19 protein-coding genes are annotated in these 20575 nt (G+C 37.4%); all 19 read right to left on the bottom strand.

Features of this window, described 5'->3' with window-relative positions; translation table 11 throughout:
• Positions 1 to 79: 79 nt before the first annotated feature.
• Positions 80 to 1126, bottom strand: coding sequence for a GNAT family N-acetyltransferase (locus B9A18_RS13290; protein WP_084289803.1), 1047 nt, complete (start codon positions 1124 to 1126; stop codon positions 80 to 82).
• Positions 1114 to 2214, bottom strand: a complete 1101-nt coding sequence (locus tag B9A18_RS13285; RefSeq protein WP_084289802.1) for a GNAT family N-acetyltransferase — start codon at positions 2212 to 2214, stop codon at positions 1114 to 1116. Before B9A18_RS13285 ends, B9A18_RS13290 begins: the two co-directional genes overlap by 13 nt.
• Positions 2215 to 2225: 11 nt before the next feature.
• Positions 2226 to 2744 (bottom strand): GNAT family N-acetyltransferase, encoded by a 519-nt coding sequence (locus B9A18_RS13280; RefSeq protein WP_084289801.1) that lies wholly within the window; start codon positions 2742 to 2744, stop codon positions 2226 to 2228.
• Positions 2741 to 3703 carry a hypothetical protein gene (locus tag B9A18_RS13275; RefSeq protein WP_084289800.1) on the bottom strand — a complete coding sequence of 321 codons (963 nt, stop codon included), beginning with the start codon at positions 3701 to 3703 and terminating at the stop codon, positions 2741 to 2743. Before B9A18_RS13275 ends, B9A18_RS13280 begins: the two co-directional genes overlap by 4 nt.
• A gap of 39 nt (positions 3704 to 3742) precedes the next feature.
• Positions 3743 to 4546: a phytanoyl-CoA dioxygenase family protein gene (locus B9A18_RS13270; RefSeq protein WP_084289799.1), complete on the bottom strand. Its 804-nt coding sequence runs from the start codon at positions 4544 to 4546 to the stop codon at positions 3743 to 3745.
• Positions 4547 to 4569: 23 nt separating this feature from the next.
• Positions 4570 to 5595, bottom strand: coding sequence for a GNAT family N-acetyltransferase (locus B9A18_RS13265; RefSeq protein WP_084289798.1), 1026 nt, complete (start codon positions 5593 to 5595; stop codon positions 4570 to 4572).
• A 28-nt stretch (positions 5596 to 5623) separates the two neighbouring features.
• Entirely contained in the window at positions 5624 to 6772 is a 1149-nt protein-coding gene (locus B9A18_RS13260) for a glycosyltransferase family 4 protein (protein ID WP_084289797.1), read from the bottom strand.
• A 135-nt stretch (positions 6773 to 6907) separates the two neighbouring features.
• Positions 6908 to 8311 (bottom strand): pectate lyase family protein, encoded by a 1404-nt coding sequence (locus B9A18_RS13255; RefSeq protein WP_235005318.1) that lies wholly within the window; start codon positions 8309 to 8311, stop codon positions 6908 to 6910.
• A 323-nt stretch (positions 8312 to 8634) separates the two neighbouring features.
• Positions 8635 to 9726, bottom strand: coding sequence for an NAD-dependent epimerase (locus B9A18_RS13250; protein WP_084289796.1), 1092 nt, complete (start codon positions 9724 to 9726; stop codon positions 8635 to 8637).
• Between the two features lie 19 nt (positions 9727 to 9745).
• Complete coding sequence (asnB, locus tag B9A18_RS13245; RefSeq protein WP_084289795.1) at positions 9746 to 11635, bottom strand: asparagine synthase (glutamine-hydrolyzing); 1890 nt, start codon at positions 11633 to 11635, stop codon at positions 9746 to 9748.
• Between the two features lie 23 nt (positions 11636 to 11658).
• Entirely contained in the window at positions 11659 to 12735 is a 1077-nt protein-coding gene (locus tag B9A18_RS13240; protein WP_235005317.1) for a glycosyltransferase, read from the bottom strand.
• 12 nt (positions 12736 to 12747) lie between these two features.
• On the bottom strand, positions 12748 to 13794 hold the full coding sequence (locus tag B9A18_RS13235) for an ATP-grasp domain-containing protein (RefSeq protein ID WP_144009495.1): 1047 nt from the start codon (positions 13792 to 13794) through the stop codon (positions 12748 to 12750).
• Complete coding sequence (locus B9A18_RS13230; protein WP_084289793.1) at positions 13791 to 14342, bottom strand: hypothetical protein; 552 nt, start codon at positions 14340 to 14342, stop codon at positions 13791 to 13793. Before B9A18_RS13230 ends, B9A18_RS13235 begins: the two co-directional genes overlap by 4 nt.
• Positions 14326 to 15531: a pyridoxal phosphate-dependent aminotransferase gene (locus tag B9A18_RS13225; protein WP_084289792.1), complete on the bottom strand. Its 1206-nt coding sequence runs from the start codon at positions 15529 to 15531 to the stop codon at positions 14326 to 14328. The genes B9A18_RS13230 and B9A18_RS13225 overlap by 17 nt, the downstream gene beginning before the upstream one ends.
• A 25-nt stretch (positions 15532 to 15556) precedes the next feature.
• Positions 15557 to 16699, bottom strand: coding sequence for a glycosyltransferase (locus tag B9A18_RS13220; RefSeq protein ID WP_084289791.1), 1143 nt, complete (start codon positions 16697 to 16699; stop codon positions 15557 to 15559).
• Positions 16700 to 16730: 31 nt separating this feature from the next.
• Entirely contained in the window at positions 16731 to 17405 is a 675-nt protein-coding gene (locus B9A18_RS13215; RefSeq protein WP_159452662.1) for a class I SAM-dependent methyltransferase, read from the bottom strand.
• 18 nt (positions 17406 to 17423) lie between these two features.
• Entirely contained in the window at positions 17424 to 18668 is a 1245-nt protein-coding gene (locus B9A18_RS13210; protein ID WP_084289789.1) for an O-antigen ligase family protein, read from the bottom strand.
• Positions 18669 to 18690: 22 nt separating this feature from the next.
• Positions 18691 to 19293, bottom strand: coding sequence for a sugar transferase (locus B9A18_RS13205; RefSeq protein WP_084289788.1), 603 nt, complete (start codon positions 19291 to 19293; stop codon positions 18691 to 18693).
• 2 nt (positions 19294 to 19295) lie between these two features.
• Positions 19296 to 20552 carry a DegT/DnrJ/EryC1/StrS family aminotransferase gene (locus B9A18_RS13200; RefSeq protein ID WP_084289787.1) on the bottom strand — a complete coding sequence of 419 codons (1257 nt, stop codon included), beginning with the start codon at positions 20550 to 20552 and terminating at the stop codon, positions 19296 to 19298.
• Between the last annotated feature and the right edge of the window lie 23 nt (positions 20553 to 20575).

Below are 20575 nucleotides of genomic sequence, written 5' to 3'. Positions count from 1 at the left end.
GTAGGTTTCCTGTGAAAAGTATGGCTATAAATATATTCGCAGATTAATTATTGGTGTGTATGCCGGTACTTTAGACTTTTCATTTTAGTGAGTTTAAAGTTTGTGAATAGCGATATAAAGGAAAAAAGTCAACATCAGTGTGCTCATCTACGCCTGATTTCTGGACGAGGGTATTGTATCTGACTTCATCCGTAATGTATCTCCAGCTGCTGTAATTCAACATTAGGTCTGAGAAACCCAGCTTCCAATTAAACAATGTATCTTCTTTGTAGCCAAATCCCCCACCCAGATGGTAGTGCTGCATGCCATGCTTTCGTCCTAATTTACTGATTTCATCGACTAGAAACTTGCTTGGCGATTCGGCAAGATATTCGGTTCTGGTAGCCATAAGGTGTCCTTCGATAATGGTGCCGGTGAAAGTTACCATTGATCCGCAAATGGCCTGATCTTTATGGTATACCAGTAATACGCGGCAATCAAATTCTTCAGCATTTACCATGTCATGAAAGTAAGTGTCGGTAAACAGATAGTAGTCCTTGGCACCCACACGTTTCATGTTCTCGATATATATATCTTTGAAAATCTGTATATCCTCCGGCTCTCTTGTTTCTTTTGCAGTTAACCCTTGTCTCCATGATCGTTTTATCGCGTCATATGTAGTTCTTCTGTATTTTAATCGTTGTGATTCAATAGGTATAGTAAGGTCGATATTGACCGTCTTTCCATTTTGATAAACACCACCAAATTTTTCCATCAGGAAGTTCTGATGAAACAGGGGATGCAAACGGGAAAACACAGAAACATTTTCCCTGCTCTTTAGAAAAGAAAGAAATGTCCTTTTGAAGTTTTCCATAAACTCATCATTAAGCTCTTCAAACTTTAGGTTTGAGATTGGCCCAGTGTACCCATAAACCGATGTAAGATCTGAGAACTCAGAATCTTCGATTTTTCTGTTCAATAAAGGGAATGCGATATAGTTATCGCTTTCTTCGTAAATAAAGAGGAAGGGGTCACCAGTCTGGTCCAGCGAGTGATAATACCAGGTGTGATAAAAATCATACTCAGCTGAATTTTTGACGTACCACATCCACTTGTCCTTTTGACTGATTGTGATTAGATGATGCATAATGATAGGTGTTCGGTGAAGAATAAGACAAAATATACTTTTGTTGATTCAATGACTTTTTTTGTATATCTATACAAAGGGAAAAAGTCAACCTCTTCATTTTTATCAATTTGATGTTCTTCCAGCAGAGCGGTATAAGGGTCCTGGTCTGCAATAAATCTCCAGCTCTTAAAATCTAAAATGTAATCAGAAAAACACGCTTTCCATTCAAATAGAGAATCTTGTTTGAAATTCAATCCGCCACCAAGATGGAAATATTTTGCACCCATCTCACGACCGATAACCGTGATTTCGTCTGTCAGCAGCTTGGCTGGCGAATCGCCTAAATAAGCTGTACGTGTGCCAAGGAGGTGGGCCTGTATAATATCATTTGTGCATACAATAAAAGCACCACATACGGCAAAGCCCTCTTGATTATAAACCAGTAGTAATTTACTGTTGAATTCGTTAGACTCATGAAGATCATTAAAGTATTCCTCAGTAAACAGATAAAAATCTGAGGCTTCGATTCTTTGCATATTCTCTGTGTAAATACTGGCAAACAGCTTAATATCCTCAGGTCCATTCGCCTCCCTAACTTCATATCCTTTTCTTCTTAACTGACGGATTTTTTCGGCAAGTCTCTTATGGTATTTATTTCGTTGATCTTCAATAGGAATAGTTAAATCTATAGCTATTGTTTTTCCATTGGCATGAACGCCCCCAAATTTTTGCATCACCCTTTGCTGATCAAAAAAAGGATGCAATCTTGAAAATACCGAGACATGCTGTCCTTTCCTGAGGAAGGTTAGGAAAGAGTCCTTGAAATTTTCAAGAAATTCATCGCTAAGGTCTTCAAATCTCTGGTTAGAAATAGGACCTGTATAACCATACACAGAGGTTAAATCATATAAAAGAGAACGGGGGATTTCCCTTTTTATAAGCGGAAAAGCAATGTAATTCTCACCCTCTTCATACACAAACAGAATTGGGGTTCCACTGCGGTCTAAAGAATGATAATACCAGGTATGGTAAAAGTCATGTTGTACTGAATCGGAAACATAGCCTTTCCATTCTTCCTTTTGATCGATTGTAACTAGGTGATGCATAGTTGTAGGGTTTAATGAACGTTAAGTAGTGATAGATCTCTGTTTTTTAGGAATGTTTCTCTTGTTAGGGACATATCAATAAAATCATTCTGGTCATTTATAACTTTAAATCCTTTTTCCTTGTAAATGCCCTGGGCAGCTTTGTTTTCTACGTGAACATCAAGGAATATGGTGTCAAGCTTCATATCAAAAAAAGCATACTCCAATATTAAAGAGGTGGCTAGCTTTGCAATTCCTTTACCCCAGAAAGATTCTTCGCCAATAAAAATGTGATAGGTGGCACTAGATTCTTGAATGTTGGTTAATTGAACGTTCCCTATGTATTGATTGTCAGTCGTCAGACAAATGGCAAATCTCTTTTCATTTGTTCGGGAGGAAACTTCTGAAATCCAGTTGCGCTCTATTTCTAGGGTTACATATTGGTTAATAGGATGCTTGGTATATACCCAAATGTTAGGGTTATTACGCCATTTATAAGCTGTCTCTGCATCTTCCAGAGCTAACGGCCTTAAGTAAACTGAGTAGTTCATAACAATTGTTTTAGTATGTCAATCATATAATCCATGTCGCTGATGTGGTAGCGATGATCAATCGGTAAAGGAATTATGTTTTTACATAGGTAATGCTCCAACATATCTTCGGTGGTCCAGTCGAGTACATTTGGCCAGTATGTGGCAACAAAAACCTTTCTATCTATTAGCTTTTGTTTAAGCTCTGGATTATTAATCAGTAGCGGATAAACCATTGGGGCTTTCAGATCTGTTACCTCTATGGTCAGTTCGTTTTTTTCGGATAGGGCCTTGTGCAAATGTTTAAAATTAGCATTTCGTATTTTTTCGCAGTCTTCGTAATCTATGCCTGACAGGATTTTCTGGGTTAACAAGGACATTTTTTTTATTGAATTATCAACCAGGCACACATTGTTTCTGATGTAATCCGGATAGGCACTTTCAATGTTTAGATCTATACTTTTTATCAGATGTGAAAACCTGCCAATCGAAATATCATGATCTAATGATAACCTTGTGTTGCTATTTGCTTGTAAATAAGCACCATCGGGAACACCAAAAAACTTCCTGCAGGAATAAAAAGTGTCTATACCCTCCAGAGGAGGAGAAAAAAATGCCTGAGCATTATCTATAATCAGGTTGTTGAGCTGTCCACTTAACTTTTTTACAGTTTCCTGCATTAACCCAAAGTAATTGGTATAAACCAGACATTCAGTTGGTCCCGGTTCAAAATCAAGAATTGGATTAAGCATTGAATCTATATGATAGAATCTATAGGGGATGTTAAGTCTGCACAAGGGCTCTAAGAGCACTTCGCAAGTGAAATAGGGTAAATGTACCAAAGTATACTTTTTAATCCTTAAGAGGTACTCTAATGCATTCCTGCCTGTATTCAATTTAATAAGAGCAGGGTAATGTTCATTGCCCTGAGGAAGTTGTAACTCGATATACCCCCCAATTGTTTTCACTTCAGTAATCATAACATATGCATTTTAATGAAAAACGTCCGATGCTAAATATTAACCTTGTCCTTGTTTGTACATCCTGCGATGTGGTGGCTGATAGTATTCATATAAATTGGCTGGAACTCTGGCATTATAGCCTATTACCTGTCTTAAGCCCTCTGGTAAAGTTTCACCAAACTCGTACCCTAAGAATCTCGGATAATCAAGTTGTTGTTTAAAAAACGGCAGGGTATAACTCAGTGTTAATGCTCTTCTTGGCTTATCGGTGTAGTTTTTGCCCGCAGCATGCCATAAATGCGAATCAAATAATATGATGCTGCCTTTTTTTGCAAGGGCGCGGTCTGCCTGACTATAGAAAGATAAGTCATCCGGCCTGATATCTGCTTTGTGTGATCCGGAAAGTAAATAGGTTGCCCCATTATCCTCTGTGAAATCATCTAGTATAATCATCATCTGGATCATCATTTTCAGATCTCCGGTAAAACTTCTGATGTCGCGATGCACATTTTGTACATATGGCCTGGCATCTTTTACATTGATCACTCCGCCAATTGCATTCAGAATGTAATTGCCTTTAAGAAAATGCCGCATTTGCTCATCGCAGTACAATTTTTCGATAAGTTTAAAACCGAAGTTATCCGGTTCAAGTAAATGATGCAGTGTTCCCGCCATATCGAGATCAATCCCATTTTCCTTCTGAATTTGCCTTCGCAGGAGGTAGGCATCCTCAAGGGAATTATTAATTTCCTCGACAAATTCGTCCGACAAAGCATTTTCATATACTAACCAGCCATATTTGCTGAAGGCCTCATCAAAATCTTTTAAATTGGCCTGATGATAATCAAATATATTTTCCACTGTATGAAGATTTTAAATATTTCTTAAAATGTACTTCTGTAAACCGGGAAGAATCCGGCACTTTTATTAACTGCTCTTGTGTTTACCAGCTCTTCATAAGAAGCTGTGTCTGCAACAAAACGCCAGGTCCTATCCTCTAAGATTAAATTTGAAAAGGCAGCTTTGAATTGAAACAATGAATCTGATCTACCACCCAATCCACCTCCCAGATGATAATAACTTATGCCCAATGCTCTACCCAGGAGACTGATCTCATCTATGATTAGCTTACTTGGCGATTCATGGACATGAGAAGTGGCTGTGGCCGACAAGTGGTTCCTGATGATACTTCCGGCAAACATTACTATATTTCCGCATATAGCCTGGTCGTTATCATAAACCATAACCAGCTTGCAATTGGAATCGGGTGCCCTAAGTAACTGGCTAAAGTAATCTTCGTTGTATAAGTACCTTTCTGAGGCTCCGTTGCGCAACATATTTTCTGTATACATTACAGTAAAAGCTCTTATGTCTTCTGGAGAATCGGCCTCTTTAATCTTGAAATTCTTCGTTCTTAACGCCCTTATTTTTCTAGCCAGTCTTTTTTCATATTTAGATCTTTGGACTTCTATTGGTTCAGTTAAATCAATATAAACAGTCTGTCCATTTTCGTAAATTCCACCAATCCTTTCCAGTAGCCGCTTTTGATTAATGAAAGGATTAAGCCTTGAAAACACACAAACATTCTGTCCTTCGTGCATAAAGCTCAGAAATGAAGCCCTGAAGTTATCAATTATAGGGTCGCTCATGCTGTCAAAATCCAGATTGGAGATAGGTCCGGTATATCCGTACGCTGATGTTAAATCAAACAAATCTGAGTTTTCAATTCTTCGTTTGAGTAGGGGTAGAGCAATAAATATGTTGTCCTCCTGATAGACAAAAAGAAATGGGTCTCCGTTGTCTACTAATGAATGATAATGCCAAGTGTGATAGAAATCGTGATTAAGCGATTCTGCTACATACCTCATCCATTCCTTTTTCTGTTGGATGGTAATTAGCCGGTAAGTCATATTGGGTCGAGTTTAAGCCTTATATTGGTTATGCTCCCTGTATAATATGAAGCATTTGAGAATTAATAAGATTTACATCAAATTTTTCCTTTGCAAACTTTCTTCCGTTTATTCCAAAACTGATGATGTCTTTGGTATTCTTTATAAAATATTCCATTCTTGATGCCAGTGCCGGGGCATTCTTTACAGGAACTAAAAAACCATTTAACTCAGTAGAAGCCGCATTAATGGTCTCTTTACAACCTACAGAGTTACTGGTGATAATTGCTCTCCCCATAGCCATTCCCTCAAGTATACATCTTGGAACGCCTTCACCGTAATAGGATGGGAGTACTACTATGGATGAATCTTTAATGTATGGCCTGACATCGGTCACAGGACCTAAATATTCTATGATTTCTCCGGAGCAGATTTTTTCGTATAGGTTCTGATCTATGGCGTCGATGTTGTCGTCAAAAGATCCGATCAGTTTAAAAGTAGTTTCTGGAAACTTTTGCCGGATCAGCCGGGCGGCTTCAAAATATTCGTTAATTCCTTTCGCATTAATGAGCCTTGAGATCATCAGGAAGCTCAAATGCTCCACCTGCGGCTCTGTATAATCATAATGACTTAGATCTACACCTGAGCCATTTACCACGTAACATTGATGCTTTTTGTTAATGATGCCAGTACTAATCAGCTTCTCACAGTCATCATAGTTCTGAAATATGACGCGGAACCTGCGGTTTGGCCTTAAGCTAAGTTTTAATAAGATTTTAGTGATCTTGCTAACCAGGCCATTTTTGCCTGAATCGTTACTGAAATTGTAGCCCAAACCAGTGAGCATAGGAGTGATCCTTTTTATCCCGCAGAAATTGGCAACCAGTGAACCGTAGATTACAGGTTTAAAAGCATAAGGGAAGAAAATATCAGGTTTGATAAGTTTTATAATGCGGAACAGATCTTTGATATATTTAAGATCAGATAGGATGGATACGTTGCTGGAATGCAAATCATTTTCATAAACCCTGACACCCATTTTGATCAAACGCTCTTTGATCTCTGGTTGGGTAATTTTGGGACTGAAAACGTAAACGTCGTTATGGACCAGGAGGTCCTCAATCAGTTTTCCCCGAAAATCAAGTAGCGTACCCGATGAGTCGCATACCAGAAGTACCTTTTTCCTATTAATTTCCATATCAAAATAATAAATTAAAAAAGGATGTAAAACACTTAAGCTACCTCATTGAGGTAGCTTAAGTGTTTGATTAATTTCTCTGGCCGTATAGATTTATACAGTCGGAGGTTATAAAATATAATGGTTGATCAGGGCTTATTTTGCACCTGCACCATTCGCAACTACAGTAGCAACATCTGTAGCCGCAATTAACTGACTTTTGTATTCATAAGTCGGAACCCAGCTAGATGCCGAAGTAGTAATTACGTTCTGACCTGAATTTTTGTAATAGTTCGTAGCTGCACCACTAATGTAACCTGGTGTTGGACCAACATCAGTTCTGATTGGTGCATTTGCACTCTCAAAGTAATTGTTATCCGTACGAACAACAGCACCCATTCTTGAAGCGATTGAATATCCGCTACTAGCTTTGAAGTAGTTATTGAATACGTGAACATGTCCGAATCTTACACTAGGTTGTCTTTCTGAAACGTTGTAGAAGTAGTTTTTGTAAACTGTTACGTTAAGATACTGTGCATCAATTGTACTTGTATCACCAAAACCAATCAGCAATGGAATATGGTTGTCATGTAATTTGTTCCATGATAAGGTAACATAATTAGCTTTTCTACCTACGTCCAATAAGCCATCATAGTAATCCCAACCTTTGGTACGGTCAGACGATAATGTACAATGATCTACCCAAACATGGTGTGCACCTTCAGTGATGGTGATGTTAGAATACCCAACTACATTTCTAATTGTCATGTTTTTGATAATAACATTGCTTTGTCCACTAACTGTTAAAGCTACACCTTCAAGTGATGAACCGCTCAAACCAATGATTGTTTTGTTCGAACCTACCATTAGGTATCCTGTTCCTGTGATCCTGCCTGAAACCTGTACAATCGAAGCTGTGCTTCCAGAAATTGCAGTTTTTAGGGCTGAAAGTGAAGTTACAGTAACTGTGCTTCCACCTTTACCACCTGTTGTAGATCCACCAACCATAGCATAACCTATTATACCATCCGTTGTTGTTGGAGGAGTGGTGGTAGGAGGTACTTCAGTTGTTGGAGGAGTAACCGTTGGCGCATCTATACCATATGAATAGGTATATTTTCTTCCGTTTGTACGCGGGTCAGTGTTATCCGACGCCGAGATGTATAAAGATGTTAGCCAATGACTAAATCTTCCTTTACCTAAATTTCTAATTTCCTGATGATTGGTGTGGGCAGGACCTAGCTCTTTACCATCTTCAAAAATACGCATTTTTGAGATTTTAGGTTGTTCAGGACTGTCACCTAATAGTAGTGGTGCACTTTTAATCTGATAAGAGAAGCCTCCGTCTGGAGAAACCCTAGAAAAATCAATAGTACCTGAACCAGTTTTATCCGGAGATATAGCTGCTATAGCACTACTGGTATCTTCAAGATCTCCATTTAAACTGTTCTCATAATCGGCGTCATTACTTTTTTTACATTGACTAAAAGTTACTACTGCAATCATTAATAATGTAAACATTTTTAAGGTTGATAGTGATGATTTTTTAATTTTTTCCATATGTTTTTTAAAATATACCTCCTAGAACGGGAAGCTTATTCAAAAATTGTATCGAAAAAATTACAGGAATAACAAAAATATTACTATGGGAAGTCGCTGATTTTTAGTATATATAGATAAGAGTTACGACATGTATTTTTATCATTTAATAAGTTGTGTGTTTATTTATATAATTATTAAAATAAATCTCGTTCGATGTTACCAACTCACGAACATATTCAGGTGAATTATGCTAAATCGTAATCTATTTTCGGTTTAATTTTTTTTTAAAAAAAAATGATTTTTTTTTGAAAATAGTTCATAATCAGGCACTTTGATTGAAATTATAGCACGTGTTGGTGTTTATTTCTAGCTTTTGAACCATCTTTTTTATAAAAATTAACATACCATTTCACAAATTCCTTTACACCGTCCTTTACAGATACAAATTTCTTAGTGCCTGAATGGGTAATCAGGTCGCCAGCATCTGCCCAGGTTTCCAACACATCACCATTTTGCATAGGTAGATAATTGCGTTTGGCATGCTTTCCAACATTCCTTTCTATTTCTACAATAAAATCCATAAGATTTAGCGGTTCACCTCTTCCAATATTAAATACGCTGTAGGGAGCTGATGAACTTGCAGGGTCTGGCGCATCACCATCCCACAATAAATTGCTTTGAGCCGGTATGTCTAATGTTGTAATAATACCCGCTATAATATCATCAATATAAGTAAAGTCCCGTTTCATCTTGCCATTATTAAAGATGTTTATCGGTTCTCCGTCAATAATAGCTTTTGTAAATGAATACAATGCCATGTCTGGTCTGCCCCACGGACCATAAACAGTAAAGAATCTTAAAGCCGTTGTTGGCAAATTAAACAGATGACTGTATGCATGAGCCATCAACTCATTACTTTTTTTAGAAGCTGCATAAAGTGAAACAGGATGATCTACGTTATCATTCACTGAAAAGGGCATTTTCTTATTCAAACCATAAACGCTTGATGAACTGGCATATAATAAATGCTTAATGCTATTGTATCTGCAACATTCTAATACATTAAGAAAACCTTTGATATTGGATTCTATATACGCAGCCGGGTTGGTTAAGCTATATCTCACACCAGCCTGCGCCGCTAAGTTACAAACACAATCAAATTTGTAAGTTTCAAATAAACGATGCATTCCAATCGCATCTGTAAGATCCAACTTCAAAAATACATATCCATTGTGCTTTGTGCTGTGAATTTGCCGACCATAAGTCAGTTTACTTTTTGAAATGCCAGTCTCTGCAAGCCTTGCGTACTTCAGGTTAACATCATAATAATCATTGATGTTGTCGATGCCAATCACCTCATCTCCGCGCTCCAAGAGGGATTTTACTAAATGAAAACCAATAAAACCGGCGCTACCGGTAACCAATACTCTCATAATAAAATATTTAAGGGGGTTAGTTATTCAGAGAATTTTCGAGGCTGTAAGGAATTTCAGGAGCCTTTATCTTTGATAGGTTCTTATACCATACCTCCATACCGAATACACAATAAAGTATCTTAGCTCTTCTTTCATCAGCCACCTTTACTTTCTTAGCGATAAGATCTTCAATAAAACTTCGCTTGATGATACCAGGATATAAAGCGTTTGGGCTAAGTAGATAATCTTCAATCACCTCCTTTAAATCCGTATCTACCCACTTGCTTAGTGGTACTTCAAAGCCCCGCTTAGGTTGGTAAATCAAATCCTCAGGAAGATATTTCATAGCTAAATCGCGTAAAATAGATTTAGTGGTTACATTGTTGATTTTATAGTTATCTGGTAGAGCTGGTGCAAATGCTAATAGTTCTTTAGATAAAAATGGACTTCGCCCTTCTAATGAATGCGTCATAGCAGCCATATCAGTTTTTGGTAATAGCCGGCTGAACAACATAGATTGAAAGTCCATCAGTAATATTTTGTTCAAAGAGGATAGAGGCAGTTTATTTACAGATATCAGATCTGTGGAGATCTCTCTCATTAATGGTCTTTTCAAAAATTGATCTTCAAAACCGACAAATAAATCAGATGAGGCTGAACAATAGATCTTAAGCACATCTGTGTAGCTCGAGAATTTCAATAACCGGTATAAATAAGTATAGTAGCTCTGTTTCTCATTTGCGATTGGAAGTATGTCGGCTAAAATTTTGGCGCTAACCTTTGTCAGGTTGTTGGGATGAAAGAAGTCTACATGTTTGAAAGGAACATAACGTCTGTATCCACCAAATAATTCATCAGCTCCATCTCCATTTAATACAACCGCCGTATGTTTTTTAGTTTCCTTAGCCACATAATAACTAGGTATTGCTGAGCTGTCGCAATTAGGCTCTCCCTGATTACCTATTATTTTTTCAATATCATTTTGCAGGTTTGAGAAGTCAATCTCTAATAGCGTATGATTGGTGTTATATCTTTTCGCTACTTTTTCTGCCTGTACAGATTCATCATAGCTACCCCGGGCTCTGAAAGTAAAGGTTTTCAGTTTTGCTGAATGTCGGGCTGCAATAGCGGTTATTAAACCGCTATTGATCCCGCTGCTTAAAAAGGAACTTACATCAAGTGCCGAACTATCAATCCTTCTATTGACGGCTAATTGCAAAAGTGTGTCCAGCTGATCTACAGATTCCTGATGGGTTAATTTGGATGTGGTTTTATAATTGTCGGCCATTTCAAACCAGGTAATATTCTCCTCGGTAAGGTTTTGTGTATCTATTTTCAAATAATGGCCATTTTCGAGTTCTGACACCGATAAATAGGGCGTCGATTTTCTATAATGATAACCCAGGTATAGGTAATCAGATAATGCCGAATAGTCGATTTCGGGTTTGGCAACTTGATATAAAGTATTTAGCTCTGATGAGAATATATAAGTCCCCTCTTTCCGGTAAACAAATAATGGTTTTTTCCCCGACCGGTCTCTCGCAAGGTATAATAAACGGTTTCTTAAATCATACAATGCAAATGCAAACATACCATCAAATTCTTCCAGCATCTTCATTCCCATCAGTTCAAACATCATGAGGATGGTTTTTGTATCCGAGGTTGATGACGCCTCAAGACCATATTTCTCCCTTAGTTCCATATGGTTATAGATCTCACCATTAAATACAATGATTAGTCCATTGTATTCCATGGGCTGTTTACCTAAAGCGGTAAGATCCTGAATAGAAAGACGGGTATGGTACAAGGCCAGGTTGTCAATGATTTCGACATCCTGATCATCCGGCCCACGGTGCTGCAAACCTTTAAAGATCTGTTGTTGATCTAAAGGAAGGTAGTAATTTATTGTTCCAAATATTCCACACATATGCTTTGGGGTTCTTTAGTTTCTTAACTAGCGAATTGATTGATCAACTGCATCCAACTATCCATAACACTTTTATCGCTGAAATTCGATTGGATATAAGTTTTTCCGTTTTGACCGAAGACCTTCCGCTGTGTAGCAGTCATATTCATCATCTCCAGCATTTTACCTGCAAGGTGCTTTTCATTTTCCTTTTCTGTAAGGAAGCCGCAATGGGCGGCATCAACCAGTTCCTTATTTACATCAATAGCGGTAACTACTATTGGTTTTGCATGTGCCATAGCTTCAAGCACAGCGTTAGGCATGCCTTCTGAATAGGAGGAGAGAATAAAAGCTTCTGCATTTGTAATATAGTCAGACGTGTTTTGTTTAAACCCAAGGATGTTTACATGATTTTGAATCCCCAGATCTTCGATCATTTTATAAGGCCAAACCTCATTGTTCAATTTACCAACGATGTTTACCTGGAATATTTTGTCTTTAAGTAAAGCTATTGCTTTAAATAACGTTGGGTAATCTTTGTTATACTTGAAATGACCAACACAAACCCAATTGAATGTTTGTGTATAATTCACATTAGGGGACATACCGTTTAATACCGGAATTGAAATGGCGTTATTGATCACTATACCTTCTTTTCTCACCAGATTCCAACGTTCAAAATTTGCTTTTGAAGCATTGGAATTGTAAACTACCATATCATCCAACCCAGAGGTCATCTTAAAAGGGATGTACCATTTTTTATTAATTACTGATATTCTTATGGTTGAGATTAATTTAAAATGAAATCTCAGCTTTAATAAACGGGCAAATATGATGGCAATAAACATGAATGCCAGTACAACATCCGGCTTAAAGGCCTTAACGGTTTTGTATAACGTCACGCAGTTAGAAAAGGCATGGCCGAACCAATTTTTTAAGAAGACTACACTTAACCCTTGTTCCTCTAAGTCGATTTCAAACTCATTAATGGGTTTGAGTGAAATAAGCATCACGTCGTACTGTTTGGATTTCAGGTAAAGTGCAACCTTCAATAATTGTGTTTCAGCTCCTCCTTTACACATAGAAGGTGTCATAAGGATCACGCGTTTATTCATAGCCATAATATATTGTAATTAATTAGCCAGATAAGCTTGTACCTGCTTGTGTTTGATCTCAAAAACGATATCTACATATTTCACATCCCAGCAATGAAAAGGAGTAAAGTGCTGTTTATAAAATGCATAGGATTTGCCATGGGTGTCCATCTTCGGATTGGGTTGGTAATAAGGACTTACCTCCAGGTAAATGGGTTCAGTACTCAGGTCATCATTTTGCCAGGTAATGTCAAAAGCACCGGTGGTGAGGTTTAAAGATTTAAAAGTTTTGAGTATATGTTCACGCCATTGCTCAGGGAAGTAATCAAAATCAACCTGGCTGCCATAACTTGTTGATGTCGGTTTCCATTCTTTATCAGGGTTAATTCGCCAATAGTAAAGTAAAATTTCATCCCTCGACAGAATTACCCTTAAGTCTTTACGCATATTGATCAGCTCCTGTACAATGATATTTTTGTTCTTAGCGGCGAAATGTTCTTCCTGCATCAGGTGATTCAACTCTTTAAAGCTATTGATTTTATAAACTCCTTCAGAAGCACATGAATGTTCAGCTTTAACCAGAAACGGATAGGACAGGTAGGAGTTTAGTAAGGCTTCATACGATTTGTATATTTTTGTGCGGGGGATATTAACCTTTGCATGGTCAAAGGCTTCATGCATATGGGCTTTGTTTTCCCAGAAAATAGTTTCCTGGGATTTTGGAAACACCGTATTTCCCTGGAGTTCTAACTGCTTGGCTATATATACCAGAACCGTAGTCGAGTCATCAAACTTATAAACATTATAATGGTGACTGATCGTATAGAATATTTTTTTATTGTGGTATTTACCGATTCCTTTTCCATAGACTATTTTGAAGGCTTTACGCTCAAGTACAAGACTGGACAGGGTAGCCATATCCCATAAAAAAGCATCAGTTCCAAAATATTTAAGGGAAGTGTTGGGTATCCACATGATAATCTGGGCGTCTGAATGATATAACCTCAAAAAAGTAACCCAGTTTATGCTCGACAGAATTTTTCCGATCCTTGTGAGCCGTTTTAGTACTACGGTAAATATATTCATGGCTTTGAGTTTATAAGTTCTATTTCATCGATACCATAATATTGAATCGGTAATTCCCTTACCTGGCGGATCAAATCGCTGTACAGCTTCATTTCACCGTTTTCGTGATTATAACTTAGATCATCTATATAAGTAACACCATGCCCACTGTTTAAAATGGTGTTGATGTATTTGAGTTTATCATCTGGCCTGGCTACCAGAACCAGTTGAATTCCGGGACCGGATAAGCCTGTTTCAAAAAGCCAGTTCCTTGTAGCTGGGTAGCTCAAAAAACTCCTGGCTGAAATGAATACCACCTTTTGCTGCTTTTTGATTTTGTTGAGGATGAAGTTTCGCATCCCAATAAAAATTGCCAGCGACCGGTAGCGTTTGTTATCGCTTTGGTAAGCTTTATGTTGTAAAGAAGGCCAGGTATGTGCAAGTGTATTGTCTATATCAATAATATATACGTTGCTTTTTGAGTCAACAGTCTTTAAAAATCTTTTAAATCTAAGGTCAAAATAAAGGTTGCAGACATTGAATACAATGCGCTTAATGAACTGTTTCATTAGCTATGGCTAATTTCATTTGTGTATTAACACAATCTTTTAAACTCTTAATGATATAGTCGTTTTCCTCTTTAGAGCGGGAAGCTAACCTGATGTATTGTCCTTTCAACCCGATTTTATCATCACAAGTCCTCACATAAATGCCATAGCTGATCAGTAGTTTAGATACAAAATCGGTAGACTGAATCCCATCAGCCAATTCAATGAGTACGAAGTTGGCCATGCTTGGATATACTTTAATCATAGGAATCTGCTGCAATTCATGGATAAACTCCAAAGTCTCAATGATGTAGTTAATCCTTACCTTATCATATTTATAAGCAAAATCTGTTCTGGTATACAACCGAAAAAAATATTCAGCTAATCCATTTGAATTCCATAAATAACCATTCTTTAATAAAGTGTCTACATATTCTTTTCTCATTACGCCATATCCTGCACGGATACCGGCAATTCCAAAATCTTTCGACATGCTTTTTAATACGATCAGGTTGGGATGCTGCTCAACCAAGTGCGACAAGGATACGAGTTGATAGGACTCACTTTCATAAGCGAAGTGAATAAAGCTCTCATCGATGATGATGTTTTTAACGAAAGAAAGCTCTTCTATAATCCGTTGAACATCGGCAATTTTTGTATAGCCGCCATTAGGATTATTAGGGTTGATCAATACAATCGTGTCAGGTCTGTGTTGTTTAACAAATGTTATATATTGATCCGCATCCAGATTATAGTCATTTTCTTTAGCCAGATTATAATATACCACCTCAATACCATCTTTCACATATTCATAATAGGAAGAAAACGTAGGGATAGTAATAATGATCTTTTCTTTGGTGAAATTATGAATGACAGCCTGAATGATTTCAATTGCCCCATTACCTATAAAGATTCGCTTAGAATCAATTTTTAAAAAATCAGCCAGAATTTCTGCAATTACCCCATTTTGTGAAGGATAGCTTTGCAACAGATCTCTGATATTTCCTGTATGCAGAATTTCCTTGTTAAAGTATTCAATAAAGAGATCTGTAGCATAGGGGTTAGACAGAAAGCAAGCGTCAACCTTTATGTCTATTTCAGGGAGCTTCTGTTTGAATGTAAAAAAGCTTGGGGCATGGGAGCCGGCTTCATCTTTTAATTGCTCGATTTTCTTTACGACTTTTAGCTCGTCATCAGTGAATTTGATCATCTTAATTGAAGTTTAGGTCTTAGATTTATCTGATTGCTGCTACTACTGTTCTTTCAGTAGCCAACATATTTAAATAGGTGTCGGAATAATTTCTTGCTGATCTTTTTATCGTATACTTTGATTTAAAACTCAGCATGCTGTTCAATTTTATACTTTCAGGATCATTAAAATAGAGCGCTTCTTTTATAGCTTCGTAATAATTTTGCACAGAACCATCTTTACTTAAAAAACCGGTTTTACCATGACTGATCATTTGAGTGATACCACCAACCGGTGTGCAAATCGGTATGCATCCAACGGATAGTGCTTCGATTAGCGAGATAGGCATTCCTTCAAAGGAACTCGAAAGACAAAAGGCATCAGCGATATTCAGATAGTCGACAACATTTTGTTTGCCTCCTAAAAATTCTATGTAATCATTGTTGTTAACAATTTGAATTAAACGCTCATAAATGATGGTATCCTTTATTTCCCCAATAATCAATAATTTGCATTTTTTTTCTTCCCTGGCATTGAACTCTAATACTGCTTTGATCAGGAGTTCCTGATTTTTTGGGGCTGTAATACTACCAACATGTAACAAGAGGAAGGAATCTGTATTACTTCTGTATTTTTTCACCAGGTGATTGTATTCAATAGTTGGCAGAATATCGGGACGACCATTTTCGATTAAAATGTCGTTGCTAAGGTGGTAGTATGATCTGAATGTTTTACTGCCGTCCTCAGATATCGTGATAGGGCATACTTTGTTTGTTCTAAAGAAGATTTTACGAAAGGTTTTTATAATGTAATTAGGGCATTCAAATTCGGCATTGCTATGAATGGTATGAAAAAAGCGTGTATTGCTGGTTTGCAACAAGTATAAGGTAAGGTATTCAAAGCCATTCAAATGAGAGTGTACAATATCAGGCCGTTCATTTTTTAGCCATCTGGTAAGTTTTAAAAATACACTAAAGCTAAAGCCTCTTTCCTTGTTAAAGGATATAAACTGCACATCAGAATGGATGTCGTTAATAAAATTATCTTTCGGATTATCTTTGCAAATAGAAACCAGGTATACTTCATTCCTATCTTCTTTTGCCAGCTCATTACATAAATCAACAACAAAACGTTCCGCTCCACCTTTAGTTAATGAGCCAATAATGTGTATTATTTTTGTCCTTTGCATAGTGATATTTCTTGTATTCAGATATACGTGTTTACTTAATTGCGATACCGCTCAGAATGTATCTCTTTCCTTTAGGTATGAGGAACTCCAGTAAGCCATCAATTTTGCCTAAAATGTTTTTTTGCTTTTCTGTCCTTCCAAAGCAGCCAAAAAAACCAGTTGTCGTGTACTTTAGGGATTTAAAAGAGCTGAAAATTTCATCCACTTCATGCATCTCCAGGTAATTCCACTTTGGTGTGCCGTATTTTCTCCGAAGAATACGATGCAGACGCGTGGAAGCCAGGTTTTCTGCGAAGAGTAGCATGCCGCCTGGTTTTAATGCTTTATGGATTTCATTTATGGTCTTTGCCTTGTATTCATTTCTGTTGTCTTGACTAATGCCTCCCAGTATGGATTTGAATACAATAATGTCAAACTGCTGGTCGTATGGAATATCAGTTGCATCTAAAGCCGCGTAGGTAATGTTCTGGCAATTGTATTTTTGATGTAAACCGCTGGCCCATTTTTCGGGGTTCTTAAGGTCGGTACAGAGTACCTGATTTCCATGTATAGCGAGCCATAAAGACAGGCCTCCACGGGTAGCACCCAATTCCAGACACTGGTGTTTCTTGTGGGTTATAGTGACATTTTTATGCCAGTAACAAATGGCCCTTGACCAATTCGCTATATCCCATTCTATAACGTCTTTGATAATTTCCTTTTCCAAAATATTGAAGTTTTATAACTAATAAATAGCTGTTTCTCTTATTGAAGATTTACTGTCAGGCATTGATTTGTATTCAGGTTCTGCGCTCTTCTGGAGTAGATAGTGGAGATGAAGTATGCTGAAATAAAGGAATAATGTAGGCCCATTTGCATTCACTAGCCATGAATTATGTGACAATGAGTTTATCGACACGGCAAAAAATGAACAACATAGGCAGATCATCATAGCATTCTCCTTCTTTCGGACATTGCGTAAAGTTGCTAAGGCTATTTTCGCAATCTTATAATATAAGCCAATCAGCAGGCCAATACCTAGAAAAGGTCCCAGGTAGGTGAAAAACATGAGATAGGCATTGTGAGAAGTGATACCTGATGAAAACACCTCGTTTCTATAAATGACATCACTCCAGTTTTTCCCATAAAATATCAATCCATATGGATATTGAGTGTAGATCTTTAGGTTCTCTGCTGTAAGCGCGGATCTGTTATATTCTGCTGTATTGCGTTCATTCTTGGTGATGATGTTGTTATAGGAATCAAAATTATCTTTTAGCACATAAGTATAAAGCATCACTGCAGCAAACACAGCTACGGCTACAATAAATACCGATCTATAGTTATAATAACACCATAAAAACAAGAAAACGGTTAAAGTGAAACCTATCAGTACCGAACGTTGCATGCCCAGGTAGATAAAAATCAGGCAAATAACCAGACTTGCAGCTTTAACAATTAATGGTTTTTTAAAGGCAAAAGTAAAAATGAACAGAAAGGGTACAAGGGCTGCCAATTGATAACCAAAAGTAAATTGGTAAACCGCTATTCCTGATGGGCTTTGCATAACCGGCTCGCCCAGGAGCATTGTTCTTAGTGCGTTGATCTTTTCAGGATAAAATGTATTAAATACCATCAGCAATGCTGAGAAGGTAAGCAAAGCGTAAAAAGTAAAAATAGTGAGCGTAAAACGTTGCTTGTTGTCACCCACAAAATAGCTAAAGAACAGCGCGCACATGACAATTTTGATGGCGTTGGAGAAGAACTCCTTATTGTCTGATAAACCTATGTAATAGTAAAGGAAAATTGATAATGTAAATAAAACGATCTCTTTACCGTATTGGAGTTTAGCCCATTGCGCTTTAAAAATAAATACGAGCGGCAAACCAAACATAATAGGAGCAGGGATCCTGATGAAATCTGTAAGAAATATGGCGAAGGTTACGCAATAGATATATAATACCAGAAAAACAAAAGCTAAATATTTCATGATGATGTCTATTTAATTTAGGCTAGCGGTGTTTTAGGATGATACATTTTAAAGTCAGTAAAATGATCTTCATATCAATCCATAGATTCTTGTGATCTATGTACCTTAAATTCTGAGTAATCTTACGAGGAATGATATTGGTTTTGTAGTACGTTTCAGGATCACTGGCCGAAGCTAAAAGCTCATTTTCGTCAATGTATTCGATAGAAGCCCAGTCCGTTATACCCGGTCTTACCGATAATACCCGCTGTTGTGTAGCATCATATAATTCTACATATTTACTCACTTCCGGACGTGGGCCAACAAAACTCATGTCTCCTTTTAAAATATTGAATAGCTGCGGTAATTCGTCAATTTTATATTTCCGTAACCAATAGCCAGCCCGGGTAATTCTTGAATCGTGATCTCCTACGGTTAAAAGCCCTTGTTTATCCGCATTTGTACACATTGTTCTAAACTTGAACAATCTAAAGTTTACCTTATTTCTGCCTACACGATTCTGCGCATATATGATATTGCCTTTCGAATCAAATGCGATAAACAGTGCTACCAGTATAAAAAACGGCAACAGTAGCAAGATCGCAATAGACGATACAAGTAAGTCGAAGATGCGTTTAGTGTTCACGGTTAATGGTGTTGAATGACAGCTAGTTCTTGTAGCTTGGTGTTTTTCAGCTGAGATTGTACAACATTAATTACTGCATCAATGATGTAATCGGTATCCTCATCTGTTAGATTAGGGTATATAGGCAATGATATTTCACATGCATATTGCTTATAGCTATTGGGATAGTTTGCGATATTGTACCCGCTTTTTTTGAAAAAGCTTAGCATTGGCATAGGTATGAAATGTACATTTACAATGATTCCGAGGGATACCATTTCTTCAATAATCTGATCCCTTTGTGCTTCAGTTATATTTTTTATGCGCAAGGGGAATATGTGATAAGAAGTCTCTCTGGAATGATCTTTTAAGGTTGGTGGGATAAACCAATCAAAGCCGCTTAAATGTTCGCAATACTTTAACGCAATTGTTTTACGTGCAGGTAATAAGGATCTTTTATACTGTCTGATCTGCGCAAGGCCAATTGCAGCACAGATATCCGGCATATTGATCTTTAATCCTTTACATAGGATGTCGTATTTCCAGTTTCCCCCTTTTGACTTGGTATAAGCATCTTTATTTTGTCCATTTAATGAAAAAATCTTTAAGAAGTTGTATTCTTCTTCATGGTTAAAATAAGTAGGCAGATTTAAGCAGATGCAGCCACCCTCAGCAGTAGTGATGTTCTTTACAGCATGAAAAGAGAATATGGTGATGTCGCTGCATATTGCTGCCGAATGTCCCATATAATTGGCACCGATTGAATGGGCAGCATCAGATACCAACAATATCCGCCCTAGTTTTATTTGCTTTTCCGATTCGGCTACAAATAAGCTTCTCACTTTAGGGCTTTTAAGTAAAGCTTTGATCGCATTATAATCGCATGGCCAACCAGCTATATCTACAGCAATTACTGCTTTTGTACGCGGGGTAATCGCCTCTTTAATCCGCTGCGGATCTATAGTCAGGTCATCGGATATATCCACCATCACCGGAGTTGCACCACAATGCAATACGCATAAAGCTGTAGCACAGTAAGAATATGCGGGTATAATAACTTCATCCCCTTCTTTTATTCCAAACCATTTCAGCATCATAAGTGCGCCTGAGGTCCATGAATTCACGCAGATAGCCGATTTGGATTTTGTTAAACGGATTACCTCCGCTTCCAACTCCTTTACCTTTGGCCCAGATGTAATCCACCCAGACTTAAGCGTATCAATTACTTCGTTAATTACATTTTGATCAATAAACGGAGGTGAGAATGAGATGTGGTGCATAATCTTAAGTTTTTTAGTGAATA

Origin of the sequence: Pedobacter nyackensis (genome assembly GCF_900176505.1) — a bacterium.
Classification (GTDB): Bacteria; Bacteroidota; Bacteroidia; order Sphingobacteriales; family Sphingobacteriaceae; genus Pedobacter; species Pedobacter nyackensis.
This window is presented reverse-complemented; position numbering and strand designations above follow the sequence as displayed.